The sequence below is a fragment of the Corynebacterium sp. LaCa_23 genome (assembly GCF_058182375.1).
Map to the genome: position 1 here is coordinate 2,111,695 of NZ_CP190825.1, position 17,042 is coordinate 2,128,736.

Sequence of the window (17,042 nt, forward strand, 5' to 3'; positions counted from 1 at the left end):
CCTGTTACCTTACCCTGCGCCCCACCACCCGATTTTCAATGCATGTTCAATTGACAACGATTGCCAGCAAACGCACACTGGAGGGTATGCACACGTCACTACGCGCAACAACAGCCCTACTCGCAGCAAGTGGCCTCCTTTTCACCGCCGCGTGCTCCTCCGATTCCGGCTCCGGCTCCGACTCTGGCTCCGGCGACTCCGGCGAAAAGAAGCTTTCCATCGTCGCCTCCACCTCCATCTGGGCCGATGTTGCCCAGGCCGTGGCCGATACCGCCTCCGGCGTCGACATCGAGGTAAAGCCCATCGTGAAAGGCAACGACACCGACCCCCACCACTTCGAGCCCACTGCGGCCGATGTAGCCAAGGCCAACGACGCCGACATGCTCGTGGTCAACGGCGGCGGCTACGATGCCTGGATTTACCAGGCCGTTTCTGATCAAGACAACATCATCTCCGCTCTGCCGCTGACGGACCACGGCAAGCTGGACGAGGACCCCGATGTCATGACCATCGACGCCGCGAAGGCCACCGCCAAGGATGACCCGGACAAGGTCACCAATATCGAGGGCAACGAGCACATCTGGTACGACCCCGCCGCCTTGGAGGAAGTCGCCGGTTCCATCGCTGACCAGATCAACGAGGAATACTCCAATGCCGGCGCCACCACCGAAAAGATCGACTCCCACGTGGACCAGCTGCGCGATAAGCTCAACGAGCTTCCAGATGGCCTGAATTACGCGCAGACCGAACCCATCGCCGATTACCTCATGAAGTACACCGACGCCAAGGACGTCACTCCAGAGGGCTACCGCAAGGCCACCATTTCTGAGGGCGAGCCCGCTACTGCCGATGTCGCCGCCTTCATCAAGGCCATTGACGATGGCGAGGTCGATCTCCTAATCTTCAACCCCCAGACCGAAACCGATACCGCAAGCCGCATCAAGTCCGCCGCAGAGGACAACGACGTCGATATCGTAGAAATCGGCGAGACCCCGCCGGACGGCAAGAAGTTCTGGGAATACTACGACGAAGTCACGAGCAAGCTGGGGAAGCACTAGTGCTCGTTGAATTCCATGAGGCCGCAGTGGATCCACTGTGGTCACAGCTTAATCTCGCCGTGGACCGCGGCGAGTTTATCGCCGTTTTGGGCCCCAATGGCGTGGGCAAGTCCACCCTGCTGGGCACCATCCTCGGCACCCGCACGCTTACCGGCGGCCGCGTCGACGTCAACTGCCGGGTCGGGTTCATCCCCCAGCAGCGCATGTTCCCCGCTGATCTTCCCCTGCGCGCCCGCGACTTGGTTTCGCTCTCCGTGGCGCACGGGGTATTTCGGCACCGGCACCCACCCCGTGGACGGGTGGACGAGCTGTTGGAAGAGGTGGGTGCCACGGGGCTGCGGGACCGGCGCGTCGGCCAGCTATCCGGCGGCCAGCAGCAGCTCATCCGCCAGGCCCAAGCCCTGGCCAATGACCCAGACCTCATTCTTGCCGATGAGCCCCTCCTCTCCCTCGACCCCGCCCGGCAAAACGCCACGGTTAACAAGCTGGACTCGCTGCGCCGCGAGCGCGGGACCTCCATCGTCTTTGTCACCCACGGCATCAACCCCGTGCTCGGGGTGACGGATAAGGTTCTCTACATCGCGCCCAACGGCCACACCTTCGGCTCGGTCGATGAGGTCATGCGTTCCGAGGTCCTCTCGGAGCTGTACGGTTCCAAGGTCAATGTCTTAAACGTCGACGGGAGGCTCATCGTTGTCTAATTTCTGGGAAGATACCCAATACTTGCTCAGCGTGGATTTCGTTCAATCTTCGCTCATCGCCTCCGCGCTGCTGGGCATCCTGTCTGGCGTGATGACCTCGCTCATCGTACTGCGCCAGATGTCCTTTTCCGTCCACGCCACCTCTGAACTGGCTCTCATGGGTGCCTCCGCGGCGCTGCTCTTCGGCCTCAACCTGGGCTTTGGCGCGGTCGCCGGCGCCATCGTCGCCGCCATCATCCTGGCCATGCTGGGCTTTAAGGGCCAGCAAGACAGCGCCATCGGCGTCGTCATGAGCTTTGGCTTGGGCCTTTCGGTGCTGTTTTTGCACCTCTACCCCGGCAATTCCAATACGGCTATGACCCTTCTGACCGGCCAAATCGTCGGCGTATCCTCCGCCTCGGTGTGGCTGCTGGCCGCCACCACGGTCATCATCGTCGCCGCCGTCGGCTTCCTCTGGCGGCCCATGCTTTTCGCCTCCGCCGATCCTGATATGGCCCGCGCCGCCGGCGTTCCCACCCGCGCCATCTCCGTCGCCTTCGCCGTCCTCGTCGGCCTCGCCGCAGCGCAGTCGGTGCAAATCGTCGGCTCACTGCTCGTCATGGCGCTGCTTATCACCCCCGGCGCGGCGGCCGTACAGATCACCTCCTCGCCCCTGCGCGCGGTGCTGTGGTCCACCATCTTCGCCGAGGTCTCCGCCGTTGGCGGTTTCATCCTCTCCCTCGCGCCAGGCCTGCCGGTCTCCGTCTTCGTGACCACCATTTCTTTTGTGATCTACCTGGTATGCCGGTTCATCGGCTGGCGGCAGGGCAAGCGCGCTATCCGCGATGAGGTAGCGGCCAAGCATTTCCACGCCGATAACCGCAGCGCCGCAGAGGCCCACCACGCCGACTAAACTCGGCGGGCATGCATATTCATCGCCGCACCGCGGATGTGGCTGGCCACACCCGCCGCTTCATCGTCATCGAGCCCGAGCACCTCGGGCCTCAGCCGGATCTGCTGCTGTTTTTCCACGGCTCCCACCAGTCCGCCAACGTCATCCGCCGCTTTACCAACGGCACGGTGGACGCGCTTGCCGATGCCACCAATACCCTCATCGTCTACCCCGACGGCATCGACCACCACTTCAACGACACCCGCGCCAACCTGCCGGTCCGCGCCCGCGAGCTCGGGGTGGACGACGTTGCCTTTAGCACCTTCCTCATCGAGACCATGCAGCGCGAGTACGCCACCGCGCGCACCTTCGCCGCCGGCTATTCCAATGGCGGGCAGATGGTGCTGCGCCTGCTTTACGATGCCCCCTTTACCCTCACCGGCGCCTGCGTCTTCGCCTCCACTTTGGGCGAGGGTTCCAATCACGCGCCCACCCACCCCGATGGCTACCGGCCTACCCCGCTGCTGTTTATCCACGGCACCGAAGATCCGATTGCGCCCTATTATGGCGGGCTTGCCGCCATCGATGGGCAGCAAACCCGCGGGTGTGTGCTTTCTGCCCCCGCCACCGCGGAACACTTCGCACTCGCCAATGGCTGCCGCCCGCCCCGCGAAAGCCAGCCCATTCCCGGGATAACGTCCACCTACTACGACGGCGACTTTCCCGTGGAATTGTGGACCATGGAGGGCCTCGGGCACGTGATTCCCTCTAGCAAAGAAATGCCGGCGAGCATAGGGCCAAATACGGATTCCTTCAATGCTGTGGATAAAGTCCGCGAATTTTTCGGCTTAGGTGACGTGGAGGCGTAGTTGTCCACAGGGAGGTGGGGCATCGGCTAGCGCGGGCTTGCGGGGCTCTTTAATCTCTGGGGCATGAACGCGCTGCATACATTTCTCAAGGGCCTGGCACCCGGCATGGATATCATCGCCGACTGCCACGGCATGTCTGTGCGCGCGCTGATTGCGGCCGGGTGCCCCGATACCACCGCCACCCGCCTGCTCTCGCTTGCCGATACCTACTTCGGCACCACCGCCTTCCGCCGCCAGCAGCGCGAATCCATCGCCGCGAGCCGAGCCAACGGGCACAGCCTGACGGCCTTGCTCACCATCGAGCGCCACGCCGCCAAGCTGAAGAAGAAGCGCGATGCCTGGGCGCTGCGGCGCGAATTGTGTGGGATGAAGGGGAAGGTCTCGGATATTGATAAGCGGGGCCGCGCCCGCGTCAAAGAGCTCAAAGGCCCCGTTAAGCGCCAGCCCGGCGTGAAGATTTACCGCCGCGCCGACGGCCCGTGGACCATGTCCATTACCGGCCCGTCCGCCGATATCGCCGATATGCACGCTGCGATTGATAAAGATGCCCCGCTTGCCTCCGTGCAGAATATCTTCCACGGCGAGGCCGCCGCCCGCCCCAGCGTGACAACCAATGTCGTGCTTCGCCTCGATGAGCTCGACCGCATCGTCGATTTCGGCTCCGACGTCAGCGCTGACTCTGGCCCTGACTCTCCCCATGGTTCTGACTCTGACGGCGATGTCGTGGTCCAGCTGACCAATGGCGCCACGATGACCGGCGCCGAACTGGTGCGACGGGCGTTTACCGAGCACGGATACGTCACGCTCATTCATCCAGTGGAAGGTCCGGTCAACCTCTACCGCACCTCGCGCTTTGCTTCTGCAAAGCAACGCCTGATGGCAGCGGCCGAAAACCCGGTCTGCCCATGGCCGGAGTGCCATTATCCCGCCGATGAATGCCAGGTTCACCACCTCAATGCCTGGAAAAATGGCGGCGAAACTAACCCGGGAAACTTGACCATCGCCTGTCCGTACCACAATGGCGTGAACGACGATGATCCCAACGCCCCGCCCCTGCGCGGGCACTTAGCCCGGGTCAACGGAACCATCCGATGGCTGCCACCCTGGGCAGATAACGCTTGATTGTTGCGGCCCACAACGTTTCGCACTCAGAAGGTGGTGCCCGCAAAGGACCTAGCGCGCCTTTGACGCTAGCTGCGCCGACAACCGCACCGGCGGCTGTGGAGGTGATTCTGCGCGCTCGACTTTGCCAGCACCGAACGCGGGGGGCGCTTATCCGTCGCGGCGAGCTGGCGCGGCGGGAATGGGTTATTTTTCGGCGGCGCGGCGTTGGCGCGCGAACTCGGATAGCACCGAGCCCGCGGCAACGGAGGCGTTGAGGGACTCAACCCACCCGGTCATGGGAATGGACATGAGGACATCGCAGGTCTCGCTGACCAAGCGCGAAATTCCCTTGCCCTCGGAGCCGATGACGATGACGACGGGATCCGTGCCGCCTTCATAGGTATCCAGCGTGTGATCGCCGCCGGCATCGAGGCCGACGACCTGGTAGCCGTTTTTCTGGAATTCCTTCACGGTGCGGGTGATATTCGTTGCGCGGGCGACCGGCAAGCGGGCCGCGGTGCCAGCCGAGGTGCGCCAGGCCACCGCGGTGACAGAAGCCGAACGGCGCTCCGGGATGATCACGCCATCGCCGCCGAAAGCGGCCACGGAACGGATGACGGCGCCCAGGTTGCGCGGATCGGTGATGTTATCCAGGATGACGAACATGCCGGGGCGCGGGTTCTCGGCGGCGTTGGCAATCAAATCCTCCACCGCGGCGTACTTGTACGGCGGAATCTGCAAGCCGATGCCCTGGTGCATGCCATTTCCCGTCATGCGGTCCATCTCGTGGCGCTGAACCTCGATGATGGGGATATTGCGGGTATTACACATGGACACGGCCTCGGAAAGCCGCTTATCATTGCGAGTTCCGGCAGCGATGTAAAGCGTGGTGGCCGGCACCTTGGCGTGCAAACACTCGATGACCGGGTTGCGGCCCACCACCATCTCTGCGGTTTCTTTCTGGTGACGCCCAGAGTTGCGGCGCTCGCGCTCCAGCTTCGCCTTGTGCTTGGCGTGGTAGACGCGGTCCTCGGCCTTTGGGGTGGGGCCCTTGCCTTCTAGGCCCTTGCGTCGTTGGCCGCCGGAGCCTTTGGTAGCGCCCTTCTTATTCGTCTTGCGGATGCCCGCGCCACCGCGGCCATGGATTCGTGCCATCGTTTCAGTCCTTTCGAGGAAACCGTTCAATAACCAGCGGAAATAACAGCAGAATACTGCTTAGCGCTGGGTCAACGACCACGTGGGGCCGTCTGGGGTATCGGTAATGGTGATGCCGGCGGCAGTAAGGCGGTCACGCACGGCATCGGCAGTAGCGAAGTCTTTTTCCGCGCGGGCCTGCGTGCGCCGTTCCAGTTCTGCCTGGACCAGCGCATCGAGCGCCGCGTCTGCCCCGCTAGCTTCGCCTTCATCTTCCCACTCCAGCGGGTCAAATCCAAGTACGTGCGCCATCCCGCGCACCTGGGCGGCCTTCGCGCGAGCGGCCTCCTCGTCCCCGGCCGCCAAGTCCTTATTGCCCGCGCGCACGGTGGTGTGGATGGCGGCCAGCGCCTTGGGCACGGCGATATCGTCGTTCATGGCGCCCTCGAAGTCCGGCGTCCAGTCCCCTCGTTCGACGCCTGCAAAGCGCTTGACGAAGTCCTCAATCCGCCGGTAGCCCGCCGCCGCCTCCGTCAGGGCGGATTCGGAGTATTCCAGCACGGAGCGGTAATGCGCAGAACCCAGGTAGTAGCGCAGCTCTACCGGGCGCACGAGCTCCAGCATGTTCGAGATGGAAAGCACGTTGCCGAGCGATTTCGACATCTTCTCGCCGGCCATGGTCACCCAGTGGTTGTGCATCCAGTAATTGGCGAACTTATCGCCGGCCGCGTGCGATTGCGCGATCTCGTTTTCGTGGTGTGGGAATTGCAGGTCCAAGCCGCCGCAGTGGATATCGAAATTGGAGCCCAGGTAGTACGTCGACATGGCAGAGCACTCCAGGTGCCAGCCCGGGCGGCCGCGGCCCCACGGGGTGGGCCAGCTCGGCTCGCCTGGCTTGGCGGCCTTCCACAGGGCGAAGTCCAGCGGGCTGCGCTTGCCCGCGTTGTCTGACTCGCCCTGTTCCATCTCCTCGACGCGGTTGCCAGACAGCGCGCCGTAGTCGGATCCCTCCGCCTTGGTCCAGGCCTCGACGTCAAAATACACGGAGCCGGCTGCATCGGCGGGGGTCGATGCGCCATCGGTCTGCGCGGTGGTTTCGGCGTCTTGGGCAGGCGCGGGGACGGGGTAGGCAAAGCCGGCATCGATAAGCCGCTGCATGTACTCGACCATCTGGGTGACAAAGCCCGTCGCGCGCGGCTCCACGGACGGCGGGAGCACGCCGAGCAGGTTATAGGCCTTGGTGAACTCGCGCTCGTAGGTGGACACCCACTCCCACCAGGGGCGATTATTCTCGGCGGCCTTGGTGAGAATCTTGTCATCGATATCGGTGACATTGCGCACGAGCGCGACATCATAGCCTTGCGCGAGCAGCCAGCGGCGCAGGATGTCGAAAGCCACGCCGGACCGCAGGTGGCCGATGTGCGGCTGCGCCTGCGGGGTGGCGCCACACAAGTAGATGGAGGCGTGGCCGGGGCGAATCGGCTCGAAGTCGCGTTGGCTGCGGGTGGCTGTGTCAAAAATGCGCAAAGTACTCACGCCACCCAGTCTAAATCACCCGTGCGCGGGGTTAGTGTTGACGCCGCCAGACAACGGCCGTTGCCACCGCCGCGCGGCCCTCTTTGCGGCCGGTAAAGCCCAAATGGTCGGTCGTGGTGGCGGAAATGGACACATCGGCGCCGAGGATTTCCGAAAGCACGGCCTCAGCCTCCTCGCGGCGCGGGCCCATCTTCGGTGTCTGGCCAATGAGCTGGGCAGCGGCGTTGCCGATGATAAAACCTTCCGCTTCCAGCAGCTCGCGGCACTCGCGCAGGAGCTGGGCGCCGGAGACCCCATCGTATTCGGGCCGGCCCACCCCCACGAAGGAGCCGAGATCGCCGAGGTGGGAGGCGGAGAGGAGGGCATCGACAAGCGCGTGGGCTACGACGTCGCCGTCGGAGTGGCCTTCGCAGCCGGGGGCGTCATCGAAAAGCAGCCCGGCAATCCAGCAGGGCTTGCCGGCTTCAATCTGGTGGGCGTCGGTCGCGATGCCGACGCGGGGGATGATGGGCTCAGTCATGCTGCTCCTCTGCAAGGGCGCGGGCCAGGGTCAGGTCCGTGGGGGTGGTGATTTTGAAGGCGAGGATATCGCCCGGCACGGTCTCCACGCGCTGGCCGTGCCATTCCATGAGGCTGGCATCGTCCGTGGCGGTGAAATCCGGCTGGTCACGCCAATAATCCAGGTTGGCCTGGCGCAGCGCGGCGAGGCGGAAACCCTGCGGGGTCTGCACGGCGCGCAGGCGGGCGCGATCGGGGGTGCCAACCACGGCGTTACCGGTAACTTCCTTGATGGTATCGGTCACGGGAACCACCGGAATGACGGCGGGCGCACCGGCAAGAACGCGCCGCGCCACGCGCTCGACCATCGCGGTGGGCGTAAGCGCACGGGCGGCATCATGGATGAGCACCACAGCATCCTCGTCCGGAATTGCCTGCAGCCCGGCCCAAATTGAATCGGCGCGCTCGCCACGGCCATGCACGAGGCGCACCGGGATATCTGCGCCCACGCGCTTGACGATGTCCCCAGCTTCCCCCTCCATGGCCGGGCTCACCACCGCAATGACCTCGTCCACGAGGCCGGAGTTGGCCATGGTGCGTATGGATCGCTCCAGCAGGGTGCGGCCGTACAGATCGACGTAGGCCTTGGGCACCTCCGCGCCGAGGCGGGTACCTTGCCCGGCCGCGGCGATTAAGGCGATAACGCGGGGTTTAGTCTTCGTCGTCGAAGGAGAGGTCATCGAGATCGATGTCGTTGTCGATATCGGTGGTAATGGACTGGTCATCGACTAGACCTGCGGCGCGGTGGCGCTCGATGGTGGCGTCGATTTCTTCCATCATGGTATCGGCCTTTTTATCATCGACCGGCTGCGCCAGCGCCAGCTCGCCCACCAAGATGGTGCGGGCCTTGCCCAGCATGCGCTTCTCGCCGGCGGACAGGCCGCGGTCCTGGTCGCGGCGCCACAGATCGCGCACTACTTCTGCGACCTTGTTGATATCGCCGGAGGCCAGGCGCTCCTGGTTGGCCTTGTAGCGGCGGGACCAGTTGCCGGCTTCTTCCACGTCCTCATCGCGCAGCACGGAGAAGACCTTTTCCAGACCCTCCTTGCCCACGACATCGCGCACGCCGACGTTATCCGCATTCTTCTTGGGCACGCGGACGACGAGATCGGATTGGTTAATGTGCAGCACGAGGTATTCCAGCTCTTCGCCGCCCATTTCGCGGGTTTCGATATCCTCGATGACCGCCGCGCCGTGGTGCGGGTAGACGACGACCTCGCCGACCTTATATTCCATTGCCACTCCTTATAATCCCGTGAATATGCCGATAACTAAGGCCGCCATTTTATCACGCGCGACATGCCTACCACCGGATGCCCCCGATTACCCCCACGGACTACCCGCTAGGTTAGCGAGAAACTGTGTACTTTATATCAAAAGGGACTAGGCTAAAGTTTTGATAAGCCCTGAGATCGCAATTGATGGAGGATGCTCAACGTGCAGTCCCTGAAGTCCGCCGCCCGCCGCGGTGCCATTATTTCCGTTACCGCCGTCTCCGCTTTGGCGCTGGCTTCTTGCTCGGCAGGCCACGTCGCCCAAACGGCAGAGAAGGTAGCTGCGGTTGATGGTGCTTCTGCCAGCACCGATGACGATAAGATTGCCGTCCGCGATGTCACCATCCTGGCCGAGCCAGACGGTGGCGCCGCTTTGAAGTTCAACGCCGTCAACCAGGGCTATGAAACCGATGTCATCACCTTGAAGTCCGTGAAGGTGGACGGCCAGACCGTCGAGATGAAGCAAACCCAGCCGCTCAAGCGCGATCACTCCATCGTGGCGGACTCCCAGAAAAACCTGGACGCAACCCCGGATCACGATTCCGAGACCGTACAGTACGTGGCCACCCACCTGGATAACGATGACTTTGGCTACGCCGGCCACCGCCCGGTAACCTTCGAGTTCTCCAACGGCACCATCGAGATCGACGCCACCGTCGCCGCCTCCCAGATGGAGGCCGGTAAGTACGACCGCGACGTGGAATCCCCAGAGGGCTATACCACCGACGCGAACACCGGTCACTCGCACCACTAATAGCCCACCGCACGCGCGCCCTACTCTGCGGAGTACGGGCGCGTTCGTCGTTTTGGCCGCCACGTTCTAGGCTCTACATCATGGCCAAAAAATCTCGCCCCATCCACACCTGCTCCGAATGCGGTTATGTCTCCCCCAAGTGGCTCGGGCGCTGCCCGGATTGCGGTTCGTGGGGGACCATGGAGGAAAAGGCGCCGGTGGTGGCGGGGGCATCGGCAAGCGGGGGGCATGCGAGCGTGGCGCCTGCGAGCCCGGTGCAGCCCATCACGCAGGTGGGCGCGCAGGCAACGAAGACGGTGCGCACGGGCATCGGCGAGCTCGACCGCGTGCTGGGTTCCGGCATCGTGCCAGGCTCGGTGGTGCTCATGGCCGGCGAGCCCGGCGTGGGCAAATCCACGCTGCTTCTCGAGGTCGCCTCCCGCTGGGCCCAGCTCGGCCGCACCGTCCTCTACGCCACCGCCGAGGAATCCGCCGGCCAGGTCCGCGCCCGCGCCGAGCGCACCGGGGCGCTGCAGGAATCGCTGTACCTCGCGGCCGAATCCAACCTGGACGCCGTCTTTGGGCATGTCGATGCCGTCAAACCCGGCCTCATCATCGTGGACTCCGTGCAGACCATGCACGCAGTGGGGGTGGAAGGCGTGCCCGGCGGCGTCGCGCAATCGCGCGCCGTGACCGCGGCGCTGACGTCGCTGGCGAAATCCACCGGCATCCCCGTGCTGCTGGTGGGGCACGTGACCAAGGACGGAAACGTGGCGGGACCGCGGGTTTTGGAGCATCTTGTCGATGTCGTCTTAAACTTCGAGGGCGACCGCCAGTCCAGCCTGCGCATGCTGCGTGGGATGAAAAATCGCTTCGGCGCGACCGACGAGGTGGGCTGTTTCGAGCAAACCGCCGGGGGTATCCGGGAGGTCGCGGACCCGTCGGGGCTCTTCCTTTCGCACCGGGGTACGACGCCGGATGGCTCCGCGGTGACCGTCGCCATGGACGGCGTGCGGCCCATCCTTGCCGAGGTCCAAGCGCTGACCGTCGACCCCGTGGCGAAGAACCCGCGGCGCGTGGTCACGGGGCTCGATGCCAACCGCGTGCCCATGGTGCTGGCCGTATTGCAGGCGCGCGCCGGTCAGCGCACGAACGACAAGGATGCGTATGTAGCCACGGTGGGCGGCATGCGGATTACCGAAACCGCCACCGACCTCGCGGTGGCGCTGGCCACGTGGTCCTCGCTGCACGAGCAGCCGCTGCCGGCGAAGACCGTGGCCATCGGCGAGGTCGGCCTAGCCGGCGAGCTGCGGCCGGTGCCCAATGTTGAGCGGCGCCTGCAGGAGGCGGCGCGGCTGGGATATAAGCGGGCGATTGTTCCGCGCGGGGAAATCAACCCCGTGGACGGCATGCAGGTGCGGCAAGTCGCGACGCTCGGCGAGGCCCTCGCCGCGGTCCAGCCGTAGCCCAACCGCAGTCCAACTGTAACCGGTGGCCGTTTTCTAGCCCTGCTGGTGATGAGGGGCGGGCGCTCCAGCAGCGCAAACTTCCGCGCGACCTATTTCCGCCCGGGCTGCTTCCGAGCGGGTTGGTTCCGCGCGGCTGACTGCAAGGAGGCCGCGCGCTTAGCGGAGGGTGAAGTCCTGCGGCGGGGAGGAATTATCGCCGATGACCGTGTGGGCGAAGTAGGCGCCCGGCTCGGCGGTGGGGCGGTCGGTGCACTTGCCCGGTTCGGACGCCTGGCGGGACCATTCGGCCTCGAATTTCAGGTCCTTGCCCGCGGGGAAGGTCTGCTCACCGGTCTGCACGGAGGCGTAGCAATCGGTATCGGACCACACGCGCTGGTTATCGGTCATCTTGTAGACCTCGAAGCGCAGCGAGTTCTCATCTAGGTCGATCTTGCAATCCGCGGCAGTGGGGTTGGTGACGGTCATGAAGAACTTCGGCAGTTCGCCGTCCGGCACGGAGTAGTTGAGCATTGAAGTGCGCACCTCCAAGTCCTCTAGCGAGCAGGTATCCTTCGCGGCGTGCACGGATTCCTCGGGCTCCTTGCTTTCCGATGCCCCATCCTTAGCTTCCGGCTCCGAGGCAGAATCGGATTCGGACTCGGACTCGGATTCGCTCGTCGAATCCGCGGACGTGGTGGAGGATTCGCTGGTGGTTTCTGCGGACGTGGTTGCCGCCGAAGACTCTGAGGACGCGGCAACGGAATCGTCGCTTTCGCCGCCGAAGGCGGCCACCGCCGCCCAGATTAGCACCACGGCCAGGACGATCACGATGATAAGCGCGGCAACCCGGCGGCGCTTATAGATCTCTTCTGGAAGGGGCTTATTCTGGTTCACGCACTCAATTTTAAGTGGTAGACGCGCCAGGATCCGCTAAGCGCGCTCCGCGTGTCAACTCAACGCCGTAAGAGTACAATGGCTCCACGCGCGAGTCCTCGAGGAGGTAGCGGGCGCCGACGATGCCGAAGGAGCCATCGTCAAGCTGCTTGCGCACATTAGGGATGCTGGCCACGACCTGGGTGACGGTTTGGAGGGTGTGTTGGCGCTCGACATCGGCAAGCGTGGCATCAGGCCCCGCAGTCCACGCGGACGTCGCGACCTTCTCGATGATGGGTCGCTGCAGGCCGATGGGCAGCTCGCCGCCGCGGACAAAATCCACCGCGGCCGCCACCGCACCGCAGGACTGGTGGCCCAGGACCACCAACAGGTTGGGGTGCAGGTGGTCGAGCGCATAATCCAAGGAAGCCAGCACGGAGGCGTCGAGGATGTGGCCGGCGGTGCGGATGACAAAGGCATCGCCAAAGCCGATATTGAAGATGTGCTCGATGGGCGCGCGGGAATCCGAGCAAGCCAGGACCACCACGCGGGGATCCTGGCCCTTGGTGAGCCCCTCGCGCTCATAAATCTTGTTGAGATCCATGATGGTGCCGTCGATGACGCGCTGGTTTCCGGCCTGGAGGGCCTCCCAGACGGCCTGCGGCTCGTGGGCAACGTTACTTAATGGCATGAAGTATATTTTAATGCCCTAGACTGTCCTGCGAGATGGATACGCACGCACTTCTTTCCTGGTTTGACGCCAATGAACGCGATTTGCCCTGGCGACGCCCCGGCACCTCCGCCTGGGGAGTGCTGATTTCCGAGGTCATGAGCCAGCAAACCCCCGTCGCGCGCGTCGCCCCCGTATGGGAGGAGTGGATGCGGCGCTGGCCCACCCCCGCGGACTTTGCCCAGGCCTCCCGCGCCGAGGTGTTGCGCGCGTGGGGCAAGCTCGGCTACCCGCGGCGCGCGCTGCGGCTCTGGGAGTGCGCGGGGGTAATGGACGAAGTTCCGGCGGACGTAGATGAGCTGCTGGCGCTGCCTGGAATTGGCGACTACACCGCCCGCGCCGTGGCGTGCTTTCACTTTGGCCAGAATGTGCCGGTGGTCGATACCAACGTGCGCCGCGTCTATGCCCGCGCCGAGGACGGCAACTTTCTCGCCCCGTTGCCCTCCAAGCGCGAGCTCGCCGCTGTGGCCGCCCTCTTGCCCGAGCGCAACGGGCCGCGGTTTTCTGCCGCGCTCATGGAACTCGGCGCGCTGGTGTGTACTGCAAAAAATCCCGATTGTAAGCGCTGCCCCCTGCGCGCGACGTGTGCCTGGCAGCTCGCCGGGTGCCCCGAGCCTTCCGCCGCGGAACAAACTCGCGCCAAAAAGCGCGTGCAGAAATTTGCCGGGACCGACCGACAGGTGCGAGGCAAAATCCTGGACGTGCTGCGCGCCGCCGATCACCCAGTGCCGCAGTCCGCTATCGACGTGGTCTGGCCCGATGCCGCGCAGCGTTCCCGCGCTTTGGCTTCGCTGCTTGACGATGGCCTCGCCGAGCAAAACTCCGCCGGCCTCTTCCACCTGCCGGTTTAACCGCCCGGCGGGCCTTTCAGCGTTAAAGCGCAGCGACTCGCTAACGCCAGCGTCCGCGGAAGTTCAGCCCGCCGGGGAGGTTGACCCACATTCCGCCGCGAGAATTAAAGGTCACCGGCCCAATCTTCGTGGACATGGAGGCACCGGATCCGGAAATGTTTATCCAGCTATTCTTGCCGGTCTTTTTGCGCGAACGATATTGAAGTCCCATAACGGGTCATTCTAGCAATACCCCCGTGTACGACGCTGCGCCGCAGAACCATCGGGCCGCTGTACCGCCATACCGCCGAACAGAGATATTCCCCCCGCCCCGGTTGGTGAGCAAATTGACCATGGGTGGGCGCATACGAAAACCACCCAGGGTTCGCGGTGGAACCGTGGGTGGTTTATGCAGGCCCGCACGGGGGCGGGGCTTGGCCGATTAGTTACATCGGCTGGCCAGCACCTGCTGGTGGCGGGTTCTTGCCATCGTCGTCGGAGTTGCCGAGGCCCGGCTTTTCCGAAGGCACGTCCGGGGAAATGACGTCTGGCTCGCCGTTGGTGTCGATGCCGTCGTTGTCGGAACCGGAACCGCCGTCCTTTGGGCCACCATCCTTCGGATCGTCGCCCTCTGGGCCGCCGTTGCCGTTGCCGTCGCCGTTGTCACCGTCGGAATCCGAATCCGAATCGGAACCGTCGGCGGCGTCTTCGGAGGGGTTGTTGTCGCGCACGGAGGCATCGGCAAGCGAGGGCTCATCGATGTCATCCGGCAGCGGCTTCGGGCGCGGGGTGAAGGTGAAGGTAGCGCCGGAGTCGTCCTTGGACTCGCCGTCCCAGCCTTCGACGTCGACCGAGATGATCTCGCCGGCGCCAATCTCGCCGAAGAGAATCTTCTCCGAGAGCTGGTCCTCGATATCGCGCTGAATGGTGCGACGCAGCGGACGAGCACCAAGAACCGGGTCGAAGCCGCGCTGGGCCAGGAGGTTCTGGGCCTTATCGGTGAGCTCGATGCCCATATCGCGCTCCTCCAGCTGGGTGCCCACGCGGCCAATGAGCAGGTTAACCATCTGCACGATCTGCTCGCGGGTGAGCTGGTGGAAGACCACGACGTCATCGATACGGTTCAGGAACTCGGGGCGGAAGTGCTTCTTCAGCTCGTCGTTGACCTTGGCCTTCATGCGCTCGTACTGGGCGTCCGAATCATTCTCGCTGGCGCCGGTAAAGCCCAAGCCCACCGGCTTCGAGATGTCCTGGGTACCCAGGTTCGAGGTGAAGATGAGGACGGTGTTCTTGAAGTCGACGACGCGACCCTGGCCATCGGTGAGCCGGCCATCTTCCAGCACCTGCAGCAAGGTGTTGTAGATCTCCTTGTGGGCCTTTTCGATCTCATCAAAAAGCACCACGGAGAACGGCTTGCGGCGAACCTTCTCGGTCAGCTGGCCGCCCTCTTCGTAGCCAACGTATCCCGGAGGAGCACCGAAGAGGCGGGAGGCGGTGAAGCGGTCGTGGAACTCACCCATATCGATCTGGATGAGGTCATCATCCGAACCGAAGAGGAAGTTAGCCAGCGACTTCGACAGCTCGGTCTTACCCACACCGGACGGGCCGGCGAAGATGAAGGAACCGGAAGGACGGCGCGGATCCTTGAGGCCCGCACGGGTGCGGCGGATGGCGCGGGAGACGGACTTGACCGCCTCATCCTGGCCAATGATGCGCTTGTGCAGCTCCTCTTCCATGTTGAGCAGGCGGGAAGATTCCTTCTCCGTCAGCTTCAGCACGGGGATGCCGGTCCAGTGCGCCAGAACCTCAGCGATTTGGTCCTCGCCTACCTCGGCGATTTCCTCCAGGTCGCCGGAGCGCCACTGCTTCTCCTTCTCGGAGCGCTCCTCGCCCAACTTGCGCTCGTCATCGCGCAGGCCAGCAGCCTTTTCGAAGTCCTGGGCATCGATAGCCGCTTCCTTTTCCCGGCGGACCTCGGCGATGCGGTCATCGACCTCGCGCAGGCCCTTCGGGGCGGTCATGCGCTTGATGCGCATGCGGGCACCTGCCTCATCGAGGAGGTCGACGGCCTTATCCGGCAAGAAACGATCATTGATGTAGCGGTCCGCCAGTTGCGCGGCGGCGTGCAGCGCCTCATCGGTGTAGGACACGCGGTGGTGCGCCTCGTACTTATCGCGCAGACCCTTCAGGATGAGGAAGGTATCATCCAGCGAAGGTTCATCGACCTGCACCGGCTGGAAACGACGCTCCAGCGCGGCATCCTTTTCGATGTGCTTGCGGTACTCATCCAGGGTAGTAGCACCGATGGTCTGCAGCTCGCCGCGGGCCAGCTTGGGCTTGAGCAGCGAAGCAGCGTCAATGGCGCCCTCGGCAGCACCGGCACCGACGAGGGTGTGGATCTCGTCGATGAACAAGATGATGTCGCCGCGCTGGTTAATTTCCTTAAGAACCTTCTTCAGGCGTTCCTCAAAGTCACCGCGGTAGCGGGAACCGGCAACCAAAGAACCCAGGTCAAGCGAGTACAGCTGCTTGTCCTTAAGAGTTTCTGGGACCTTGCCGTTGACGATGTCCAGCGCCAAGCCTTCTACCACGGCGGTCTTACCAACGCCGGGCTCACCGATGAGCACCGGGTTGTTCTTCGTGCGGCGCGAGAGCACCTGCATGATGCGCTCAACCTCAGACTCGCGGCCAACAACGGGGTCTAGCTTGCCGTCCTTGGCCGCCTGGGTGAGGTTGCGGCCGAATTGGTCCAGCACGAGCGAGTTGGAGCGCTCGCCCGAGCCGCCGGAACCACCGCGTCCGCCAGCGCCGGCGCCGGAGCCTGCGCCCGCACCGATGGGGCCTGGGGCCTGATTCGAGTCGCCACCGCCTTCTTGCTGGCCACCCTCGTAGCCGGACAGCAGCTGGATAACCTGCTGACGCACGCGCGGCAGATCCGCGCCGAGCTTCGTCAGCACCTGTGCGGCAACGCCGTCACCCTCACGGATAAGTCCGAGCAGGAGGAACTCCGTGCCGATATACTTGTGCCCCATCTGCAGGCCCTCGCGCAAGGACAGCTCGAGGACCTTCTTGGCGCGCGGGGTAAAAGGAATGTGGCCGGTGTGCGGCTGGCTGCCCTGGCCGATGATCTCTTCTACCTCACGGCGCACGTCCTCCAAGGAAATACCCATGGACTCTAGAGCCTTGGCGGCTACACCTTCTCCCTCGTGGATAAGGCCGAGCAGGATGTGCTCGGTTCCGATGTAGTTGTGGTTAAGCATGCGTGCTTCTTCTTGCGCCAAAACGATGACGCGACGAGCACGGTCTGTAAACCTCTCGAACAT

The 17,042-nt window shown here is 63.9% G+C and carries 17 protein-coding genes; 8 read left to right on the forward strand and 9 right to left on the reverse strand.

Translation table 11 applies throughout. The features are described from left to right. Window positions 1-38: 38 nt before the first annotated feature. The 5 genes from ACP8IT_RS10085 to ACP8IT_RS10105 all read left to right on the forward strand — a co-directional run bounded on the left by ACP8IT_RS10085 (window position 39) and on the right by ACP8IT_RS10105 (window position 4,621). A complete protein-coding gene (locus ACP8IT_RS10085; RefSeq protein ID WP_490290018.1) occupies window positions 39-1,058 on the forward strand; it encodes a metal ABC transporter solute-binding protein, Zn/Mn family in 1,020 nt (339 codons plus the stop codon). Then, window positions 1,058-1,759 carry a metal ABC transporter ATP-binding protein gene (locus tag ACP8IT_RS10090; protein WP_490290019.1) on the forward strand — a complete coding sequence of 234 codons (702 nt, stop codon included), beginning with the start codon at window positions 1,058-1,060 and terminating at the stop codon, window positions 1,757-1,759. The genes ACP8IT_RS10085 and ACP8IT_RS10090 overlap by 1 nt, the downstream gene beginning before the upstream one ends. Further along, the gene (locus tag ACP8IT_RS10095) at window positions 1,752-2,651 is read left to right on the forward strand and encodes a metal ABC transporter permease (RefSeq protein ID WP_023017953.1); all 900 of its coding nucleotides are present in this window, start codon (window positions 1,752-1,754) and stop codon (window positions 2,649-2,651) included. Before ACP8IT_RS10090 ends, ACP8IT_RS10095 begins: the two co-directional genes overlap by 8 nt. An 11-nt stretch (window positions 2,652-2,662) precedes the next feature. Further along, window positions 2,663-3,499, forward strand: a complete 837-nt coding sequence (locus ACP8IT_RS10100) for a CE1 family esterase (RefSeq protein ID WP_490290020.1) — start codon at window positions 2,663-2,665, stop codon at window positions 3,497-3,499. 63 nt (window positions 3,500-3,562) lie between these two features. Continuing rightward, on the forward strand, window positions 3,563-4,621 hold the full coding sequence (locus ACP8IT_RS10105; protein ID WP_490290021.1) for an HNH endonuclease signature motif containing protein: 1,059 nt from the start codon (window positions 3,563-3,565) through the stop codon (window positions 4,619-4,621). A gap of 186 nt (window positions 4,622-4,807) precedes the next feature. Here ACP8IT_RS10105 and rlmB read toward each other — a convergent pair whose 3' ends face one another. From rlmB to ACP8IT_RS10130, 5 genes are read right to left on the reverse strand one after another with little or no spacing between them, the layout of a single operon-like run. Next, window positions 4,808-5,758, reverse strand: a complete 951-nt coding sequence (gene rlmB / locus ACP8IT_RS10110) for a 23S rRNA (guanosine(2251)-2'-O)-methyltransferase RlmB (RefSeq protein ID WP_284864571.1) — start codon at window positions 5,756-5,758, stop codon at window positions 4,808-4,810. 60 nt (window positions 5,759-5,818) lie between these two features. After that, entirely contained in the window at window positions 5,819-7,273 is a 1,455-nt protein-coding gene (locus ACP8IT_RS10115) for a cysteine--tRNA ligase (RefSeq protein WP_490290022.1), read from the reverse strand. Window positions 7,274-7,304: 31 nt separating this feature from the next. Further along, window positions 7,305-7,793: a 2-C-methyl-D-erythritol 2,4-cyclodiphosphate synthase gene (gene ispF / locus ACP8IT_RS10120; RefSeq protein ID WP_005279548.1), complete on the reverse strand. Its 489-nt coding sequence runs from the start codon at window positions 7,791-7,793 to the stop codon at window positions 7,305-7,307. Then, a complete protein-coding gene (gene ispD / locus ACP8IT_RS10125) occupies window positions 7,786-8,511 on the reverse strand; it encodes a 2-C-methyl-D-erythritol 4-phosphate cytidylyltransferase (protein ID WP_490290023.1) in 726 nt (241 codons plus the stop codon). Before ispD ends, ispF begins: the two co-directional genes overlap by 8 nt. Beyond that, a complete protein-coding gene (locus tag ACP8IT_RS10130) occupies window positions 8,483-9,067 on the reverse strand; it encodes a CarD family transcriptional regulator (protein ID WP_005279544.1) in 585 nt (194 codons plus the stop codon). The genes ispD and ACP8IT_RS10130 overlap by 29 nt, the downstream gene beginning before the upstream one ends. Window positions 9,068-9,259: 192 nt before the next feature. On the opposite strand from ACP8IT_RS10130, the gene ACP8IT_RS10135 reads away from it, so the two are divergent. Then, window positions 9,260-9,859, forward strand: a complete 600-nt coding sequence (locus tag ACP8IT_RS10135; RefSeq protein ID WP_490290024.1) for a hypothetical protein — start codon at window positions 9,260-9,262, stop codon at window positions 9,857-9,859. Window positions 9,860-9,939: 80 nt separating this feature from the next. After that, a complete protein-coding gene (gene radA / locus ACP8IT_RS10140) occupies window positions 9,940-11,304 on the forward strand; it encodes a DNA repair protein RadA (protein ID WP_490290025.1) in 1,365 nt (454 codons plus the stop codon). A gap of 159 nt (window positions 11,305-11,463) precedes the next feature. On the opposite strand, the gene ACP8IT_RS10145 is transcribed toward radA, so the two are convergent. Both ACP8IT_RS10145 and ACP8IT_RS10150 read right to left on the reverse strand, forming a co-directional pair. Continuing rightward, on the reverse strand, window positions 11,464-12,180 hold the full coding sequence (locus ACP8IT_RS10145) for a hypothetical protein (protein ID WP_490290026.1): 717 nt from the start codon (window positions 12,178-12,180) through the stop codon (window positions 11,464-11,466). 10 nt (window positions 12,181-12,190) lie between these two features. Beyond that, window positions 12,191-12,850 (reverse strand): carbonic anhydrase, encoded by a 660-nt coding sequence (locus tag ACP8IT_RS10150; protein ID WP_023017962.1) that lies wholly within the window; start codon window positions 12,848-12,850, stop codon window positions 12,191-12,193. A gap of 35 nt (window positions 12,851-12,885) precedes the next feature. Here ACP8IT_RS10150 and ACP8IT_RS10155 point away from each other — a divergent pair, with 35 nt between their 5' ends. Further along, window positions 12,886-13,740: an HhH-GPD family protein gene (locus ACP8IT_RS10155; protein ID WP_490290027.1), complete on the forward strand. Its 855-nt coding sequence runs from the start codon at window positions 12,886-12,888 to the stop codon at window positions 13,738-13,740. A gap of 40 nt (window positions 13,741-13,780) precedes the next feature. On the opposite strand, the gene ACP8IT_RS10160 is transcribed toward ACP8IT_RS10155, so the two are convergent. Beyond that, a complete protein-coding gene (locus tag ACP8IT_RS10160) occupies window positions 13,781-13,951 on the reverse strand; it encodes a DUF4236 domain-containing protein (protein WP_081443674.1) in 171 nt (56 codons plus the stop codon). Window positions 13,952-14,165: 214 nt separating this feature from the next. Further along, window positions 14,166-17,042 (reverse strand): ATP-dependent Clp protease ATP-binding subunit, encoded by a 2,877-nt coding sequence (locus tag ACP8IT_RS10165; protein WP_490290028.1) that lies wholly within the window; start codon window positions 17,040-17,042, stop codon window positions 14,166-14,168.

Excerpts from the sequence above, each read along its gene's own strand:
- ACP8IT_RS10130 (WP_005279544.1), bottom strand. The coding sequence starts at position 9,067 with ATGGAATATAAGGTCGGCGAGGTCGTCGTCTACCCGCACCACGGCGCG.
- ACP8IT_RS10155 (WP_490290027.1), top strand. The coding sequence starts at position 12,886 with ATGGATACGCACGCACTTCTTTCCTGGTTTGACGCCAATGAACGCGAT.
- ispD (WP_490290023.1), bottom strand. The coding sequence starts at position 8,511 with ATGACCTCTCCTTCGACGACGAAGACTAAACCCCGCGTTATCGCCTTA.
- ispF (WP_005279548.1), bottom strand. The coding sequence starts at position 7,793 with ATGACTGAGCCCATCATCCCCCGCGTCGGCATCGCGACCGACGCCCAC.
- rlmB (WP_284864571.1), bottom strand. The coding sequence starts at position 5,758 with ATGGCACGAATCCATGGCCGCGGTGGCGCGGGCATCCGCAAGACGAAT.
- ACP8IT_RS10135 (WP_490290024.1), top strand. The coding sequence starts at position 9,260 with ATGCTCAACGTGCAGTCCCTGAAGTCCGCCGCCCGCCGCGGTGCCATT.
- ACP8IT_RS10165 (WP_490290028.1), bottom strand. The coding sequence starts at position 17,042 with ATGTTCGAGAGGTTTACAGACCGTGCTCGTCGCGTCATCGTTTTGGCG.
- ACP8IT_RS10100 (WP_490290020.1), top strand. The coding sequence starts at position 2,663 with ATGCATATTCATCGCCGCACCGCGGATGTGGCTGGCCACACCCGCCGC.
- ACP8IT_RS10085 (WP_490290018.1), top strand. The coding sequence starts at position 39 with ATGCATGTTCAATTGACAACGATTGCCAGCAAACGCACACTGGAGGGT.
- ACP8IT_RS10160 (WP_081443674.1), bottom strand. The coding sequence starts at position 13,951 with ATGGGACTTCAATATCGTTCGCGCAAAAAGACCGGCAAGAATAGCTGG.
- ACP8IT_RS10150 (WP_023017962.1), bottom strand. The coding sequence starts at position 12,850 with ATGCCATTAAGTAACGTTGCCCACGAGCCGCAGGCCGTCTGGGAGGCC.
- ACP8IT_RS10105 (WP_490290021.1), top strand. The coding sequence starts at position 3,563 with ATGAACGCGCTGCATACATTTCTCAAGGGCCTGGCACCCGGCATGGAT.
- radA (WP_490290025.1), top strand. The coding sequence starts at position 9,940 with ATGGCCAAAAAATCTCGCCCCATCCACACCTGCTCCGAATGCGGTTAT.